The sequence below is a fragment of the Allobacillus halotolerans genome (genome assembly GCF_018967645.1).
Lineage (GTDB): Bacteria > Bacillota > Bacilli > Bacillales > Alkalibacillaceae > Allobacillus > Allobacillus halotolerans.
This window is the reverse complement of the sequence record NZ_JAHLZF010000073.1, coordinates 1-891: the sequence shown is the minus strand read 5'-3', so window position 1 is coordinate 891 and position 891 is coordinate 1. Positions and strand designations below refer to the sequence as shown.

The window sequence follows — 891 nt, the reverse complement described above, 5'->3', positions numbered from 1 at the left end:
TAAGGGTAGGCGGGCTACCCGTGATTTTAGTACTAGCTACTAAATGTGATATAATAAAATAAAAAGTAGGTGATGAAATGTGTGTAAAATTTACTGACGCAGAAATAGCTTATATAAAAGAATCAGTTGAAAATTATAGTAGTGAATTTGATATTTATGACGATGAACAAGAACTTAAATTAAAAATTTATGAACAAATTATGTTAAAAATCAAATCTGAATACAAGGATACCTATTTATTCCGTCTTATTAATTGATTTGGTATATTCTCTTAATATTTTTTCGTTTTCATCAACAATGTCTTTTAGTGTGTTTAAAAGAAAGTCACAATCACCTTTGGCTACTGCACCAGCTTGTGAATGGTTGATTATGTTTCTCATACTATACGCAATTTCTACCCGTTTTTTGGTTCTATAATTTACTTTACCTTCTTTAGTTAATTCTCCTAATAATTTTGTGTACATAGTTGAATCGGTGTCTTTATGTTTGATTTTATTAACTTTTTTTAATTTGATTAAAAACGTTTCTATAGCAACAGCAAAGGTTGCTGCAGCTGGCAAATACAATTCCCTTTTATAAGCTTGTAATCCTTGTTCTATTTGATAAGAAAAAGTTATATCATCAACAATCTCTTTCATACTATTTAAATCTAAGTGGTTGAACGGTTGTATTTCATCATGTGCTTTGTTTATCAATCTTTCTTTCGACTTCGATATCAATGTATTGTAATGATCGTTAGCTAATCTTTTGCCATAATTAAAAAATAAATCTAAATTGTTTTGTAATATTACGGTCCCGATATATTTTCCGTAGTAAATAGATGTGTAATAAATGTAATTATTAAAATCTAATAATCCGGATTGTTCTTCTACATACTTTTTAGAATCATAT

At 27.7% G+C, this 891-nt stretch carries 2 protein-coding genes; one reads left to right on the top strand and one right to left on the bottom strand.

Features of this window, described 5'->3' with window-relative positions; translation table 11 throughout:
* Positions 1-77 precede the first annotated feature (77 nt).
* Positions 78-257 (top strand): hypothetical protein, encoded by a 180-nt coding sequence (locus KQ486_RS14110; protein ID WP_000337827.1) that lies wholly within the window; start codon positions 78-80, stop codon positions 255-257.
* Here KQ486_RS14110 and KQ486_RS14105 read toward each other — a convergent pair.
* The coding region (locus KQ486_RS14105; RefSeq protein ID WP_216687998.1) for a hypothetical protein at positions 237-891 on the bottom strand (655 nt) is incomplete at its 5' end. The genes KQ486_RS14110 and KQ486_RS14105 overlap by 21 nt on opposite strands.

Coding starts and splice junctions, on each gene's coding strand:
- KQ486_RS14110 (WP_000337827.1), top strand. CDS start 78: ATGTGTGTAAAATTTACTGACGCAGAAATAGCTTATATAAAAGAATCA.